The organism is Nocardiopsis endophytica, assembly GCF_027706725.1.
In the GTDB taxonomy this organism is placed as follows: domain Bacteria; phylum Actinomycetota; class Actinomycetes; order Streptosporangiales; family Streptosporangiaceae; genus Nocardiopsis_A; species Nocardiopsis_A endophytica.
Map to the genome: position 1 here is coordinate 1 of NZ_JAQFWQ010000196.1, position 4,453 is coordinate 4,453.

The following is a 4,453-nucleotide window of genomic DNA, read 5'->3' on the forward strand; positions in this document are numbered from 1 at the left end:
GGACCCGCCACCCTGGACCGGGTCTCCTCCGTCCGGCTCTCCTCGGTCACCCTCCCGCTGAACACCCCCATCAGCGACGCGAAGGTCCTCACCGGCCGCCAGCGGCCCATGACCGAGGTCGCGATGCTCTTCGCCGAGATCACCACCGAGTCCGGCCACGAGGGCATCGGCTTCGGCTACTCCAAGCGCGCGGGCGGGCCCGGCCAGTTCGCCCATGCCCGGGAGATCGCCCCCGCCCTCATCGGCGAGGACCCCAGCGACACCGCCCGGATCTGGGAGAAGCTGGTCTGGGCGGGCGCCTCGGTGGGGCGCAGCGGCCTGTCGGTGCAGGCCATCGCCGCCATGGACATCGCCCTGTGGGACCTGAAGGCCAAGCGGGCCGGGCTCCCGCTGGCCAAGCTGCTGGGCGCCCACCGGGACGCGGTGCGCTGCTACAACACCTCCGGCGGGTTCCTGCACGCCCCCATCGAGGAGGTGGAGGAGAAGGCCGAGGCGCTGGTGGCCGGGGGCATCGGCGGCATCAAGCTCAAGGTGGGCCACCCCGACGGTGCGGTCGACCTGCACCGGGTGTCCCGGGTGCGCGAGCGCCTGGGGGACGGGGTGCCGATCATGGTCGACGCCAACCAGCAGTGGGACCGGCCGACGGCGCGCCGGATGTGCCGTGCCTTCGAGGAGTTCGGCCTGGTGTGGATCGAGGAGCCGCTGGACGCCTACGACTTCGAGGGGCACGCCGCGCTGGCGCAGGCCTTCGACACCCCGATCGCGACGGGGGAGATGCTGGCCAGCGCGGGCGAGCACGACGCGCTGATCGAGCGGGGCGGGGCGGACGTGGTCCAGCCCGACGCGCCCCGGATCGGCGGGATCACGCAGTTCCTCAAGGTGGCGGCCCAGGCCGACCGGCGGCACCTGCAGCTGGCCCCGCACTTCGCGATGGAGATCCACGTCCACCTGGCGGCGGCGTACCCGCGCGAGCCGTGGGTGGAGCACTTCGACTGGCTGGAGCCGCTGTTCAACGAGCGGTTGGAGATCTCGGGAGGCCGCATGCACCTGTCCGCGCGGCCGGGCCTGGGCGTGACCCTGAGCGACCAGGCCCGCGCCTGGACGGCCGAGGAGGCCGAGATCCGGTAGGAACGAGAGGTGATCGACCCTCGTGAGCTACAGGCCCGCCTGGCTGAAGAGATGCCTCCGGCATGGCGGGCCGCATTCATGGCCGTCCCCCGGCACGAGTTCATTCCGGACACCGTTTGGGTGCGCAGGGAGGGAAGGCCCGTACCGCTCACGAGAGCGGAAGCGCCGGATGAGTGGCTGAACGTCTGCTACGCGGACGAGCCGATCGCAGTCCAGTTGGACGACGGCGACGGCTCCGGCAGGGGTCATGTGACGTCGTCGGCTTCGATGCCGACGACCGTCGCACTCATGCTGGAGGCGGCAGGGCTGCGGCCTGGCGCACATGTCCTCGAAATCGGGACCGCGACCGGGTTCAACGCCGCGCTCGTCGCGTCCCGTGTCGGCGTGGAGAACACGACCACCATCGAAATCGACGCCGATCTCGCTGCGAACGCTCGCGCCGCACTCGTGAATGCGGGCTTCCCGGTGGAAGTGGTTACGGGCGACGGCACGAAGGGGCATGCGCCCAACGCGCCCTATGACCGGATCCTCTCCACGGCCGCCGTGCACAAAGTGCCCTACCCCTGGATCGAGCAGACGGCACCCGGAGGGAGGATCGTCACGCCGTGGGGGACCGCCTTCCACAGCGGCGCGCTTCTTCGTCTCGACGTGAACGGAGACGGCACCGCCTCCGGCCGCTTTGATGGGGACACCGGGTTCATGTGGGTCCGTGACCAGAGGACCCCGCACGGCGCCGTGGAAGACCGCGTGAAACCCGAGCACGACTTCGCCGAGACGGTGACCGACCTCCATCCCTATGAACCGGTGGGCGACTTCTCCGCCTCGTTCGCGATCGGCGTCCGTGTGCCGGGGATGCTGTCCACTCTCGTCTACGACAACGACGACCCGGGAACCCAGCGTTACACGGTCCATCTCATGGACCCGGTATCGGAGTCGTGGGCCGCCTGGCGAATCCAGCCGGGTCCCCGCGAGTATCCCGTGCGCCAGCACGGGCCGAGAAGGCTGTTCGACGAACTCGCCTCCGCCTACGCATGGTGGGAGGGGGCCGGGCGACCGGACTACACGCGGTTCGGCCTCACCGTCACCCCGAACGGCCAGAGCGTGTGGATGGATGACCCCGTGCACACCGTGGCATAGCGGCGGAGGGCCGCTGCTCGTTGGGACTACTGCGCCGCAGCCACCACTTCCAGCCCCGGGTCGGCCCTCGCGATGGGCTTCGGGTCGATGCGGCCGATGGACTCGCGGGCCCCACCGGGCGGTCGGGGCGCGATCGGCGGCATCGTAGAGTTCCGCACGTAGGACCATCTGGAGCGGGTAAGAGTCCGTTCTCGACGGCTCCGGCCCGCACCGGCGTGCGCGCGGGCGGTCCACCCCACACCAGCGGCAGGAGACAGGCCCGATGAGCGACCGGACCGCGCAGAGCCAGTGGCACATCGCGCCCGACGGGTCGGTGATCAAGTCGTACCCGAAGGCGCTGGACCATTCCAACCCGCAGCGCGATGCGCCCTCCGGTCTGAAGTACCTGCGCTACACCACCACCCGGCGTCTGGAACTCGCGGACCTGTACGCCTTGGAGGAGGGCCTCGCCCGGACCAGCGCCCTCTTCGGCCGGCTCAGCACGGTGCTGCTCGTCGTGGCGTGCGCGGGGGTGGCGGGCGCGGTGCTCGGGTGGCTCGTCCTTCCCCTGCTCGGCGTCGGCGGCACGGCGGCGACCGTGCTGCTCGCCGTATCGATCCCCCTGGTCGGCGCCGGTGTCCTCGGCGTGGTCCTCCTCCCGGGCGTGATGCGCCGCCGTTTCGAGCGCGCCCATGTCGATCGCGGGTTCGCGTCCTCGACGCCCAAGGTCCTCAAGGAGTCCGAGGCGAAGTCATTGATCGACACCCCGGGGACCGTCTCAGGACCCGGCCCGACCGGCGAAGGGCGCTGAAGGCGAACCGCCGACGGGGCTGGCCGGCCTGCGTGGATGAGCAACCTCAGAGGAGGGGCGGTGCGTGGGGTGTGTCACGGCTCCCTTACGTCCGGCCCCTGTTACGGCTGCTTGCCGGTTCCGCCGCACAGGGTGCAGTCGACCATCACGACCCTGCCGTCCTCAGACTGCTGCACCTTTCCGCGCCCGCCGCAGCCTGAGCAGTTGACTTCCTTGCGGTGCTCGCCCATCAGATGCTTTCTCCGATCACGTTGTCCGGGCGGTCGAGCCAGACGTGCCGCCCCTGTCGGTCGATGAGGAGCCCCAGCCGATCGCGGCCGGGGGCGCCCATGGCCAGCCACTTCAGGTAGGCCTCTTCCATTTCCGACCACAGGGAGCGCGGGCCGCGCTCGTCGACCTCGGGGGCGCCTCCGCCTATGCGGACCGCGAGGGCATAGGAACCGGTGACGGGGTCCCACAGGCCGATCCGATCGTCAGGCGTCCCGAGCGCGTTGATCGCGACCCCGGGGAGAAGCGCCGTGGCCACCACTTCCAGCCCCCGGTCGGCGCTCGCGATGCGCATCGGGTCGATGCGCCCATGGGACTCGCGGGCCTCGCCTGCCGGTCGGGGAAGGTCCCGGCGCTGGGAGCGCAGCATCATGAACGCCGTGTCCCCGTGGAAGCGGCCCACGGCGCGCCCTTCGCCCAGGCCGGTGAGCACCACCTTGTGGGCCTTCGCCTGAACCGGCGCCCAGGGCAGTGCGATGAGCCCGCCGGGGCGCAGCTGCTCGACCCAAGCGGCCGGGATGTCGGTGACAGCGCAGGTCACGTGCACCCGGTCGAAGGGCGCACCCTCCGGGTGCCCGCATGCCCCGTCGCCCACGATGAGGTGAGGCGCGAATCCGGTGCGCTTCAGGTTCTCCGCGGCTTGGGCGGCCACCCCGGCATCGACCTCGACCGTTGTCACCCGGTCCTCCCCCAGGCGCGCGGCCAGCAGGCCGGCGGTCCACCCGGTGCCCGTACCGATCTCCAGGACCCGGTCACCGGGGGTGGGAGCGAGGAGGCGAAGGAACTCCAGCACGAGGCCGGGGGCGGTCGAGGAGCTGGTGGGGAGCGCCGTGGTGCCGGGAGCAAGGTCGGTGGCGCCGTCGTCCACCTGGGTGAGGACGGTGGCGTCGCTGTACACCGCCGCCCGCCACCGGCCCGGATCCTCGCTCCTGTCGATCCAGATGGAAGGTGAGCCGTCCATCGGGGTGGCGCGCGCACGTTCAGGGATGAAGTGCTCGCGCGGGACGGCGCGGAACTCCCCATCCCAGTCGGGCGCGGCGAGGGTGGCGAGACGTTCGGCGTCGGCGTCGGCATCGGCCATGAGACGACGGTAAACGCATGGTCGCGGCCTGTCAGGGGATGTCCGAGGAC

The 4,453-nt window shown here is 71.2% G+C and carries 4 protein-coding genes; 3 read left to right on the top strand and 1 reads right to left on the bottom strand.

The genetic code is table 11. From position 1 onward, the window contains the following. Positions 1–12: 12 nt before the first annotated feature. The 3 genes from O4J56_RS31795 to O4J56_RS31805 all read left to right on the top strand — a co-directional run bounded on the left by O4J56_RS31795 (position 13) and on the right by O4J56_RS31805 (position 3,055). Positions 13–1,128, top strand: coding sequence for an L-talarate/galactarate dehydratase (locus O4J56_RS31795; RefSeq protein WP_270690942.1), 1,116 nt, complete (start codon positions 13–15; stop codon positions 1,126–1,128). A gap of 9 nt (positions 1,129–1,137) precedes the next feature. Further along, a complete protein-coding gene (locus O4J56_RS31800; protein ID WP_270690939.1) occupies positions 1,138–2,265 on the top strand; it encodes a methyltransferase domain-containing protein in 1,128 nt (375 codons plus the stop codon). Between the two features lie 262 nt (positions 2,266–2,527). Next, positions 2,528–3,055, top strand: a complete 528-nt coding sequence (locus O4J56_RS31805; protein WP_270690940.1) for a hypothetical protein — start codon at positions 2,528–2,530, stop codon at positions 3,053–3,055. A gap of 229 nt (positions 3,056–3,284) precedes the next feature. Here the strand turns inward: O4J56_RS31805 and O4J56_RS31810 are convergent, their stop codons facing one another. Beyond that, positions 3,285–4,403: a methyltransferase domain-containing protein gene (locus tag O4J56_RS31810; RefSeq protein ID WP_270690941.1), complete on the bottom strand. Its 1,119-nt coding sequence runs from the start codon at positions 4,401–4,403 to the stop codon at positions 3,285–3,287. Between the last annotated feature and the right edge of the window lie 50 nt (positions 4,404–4,453).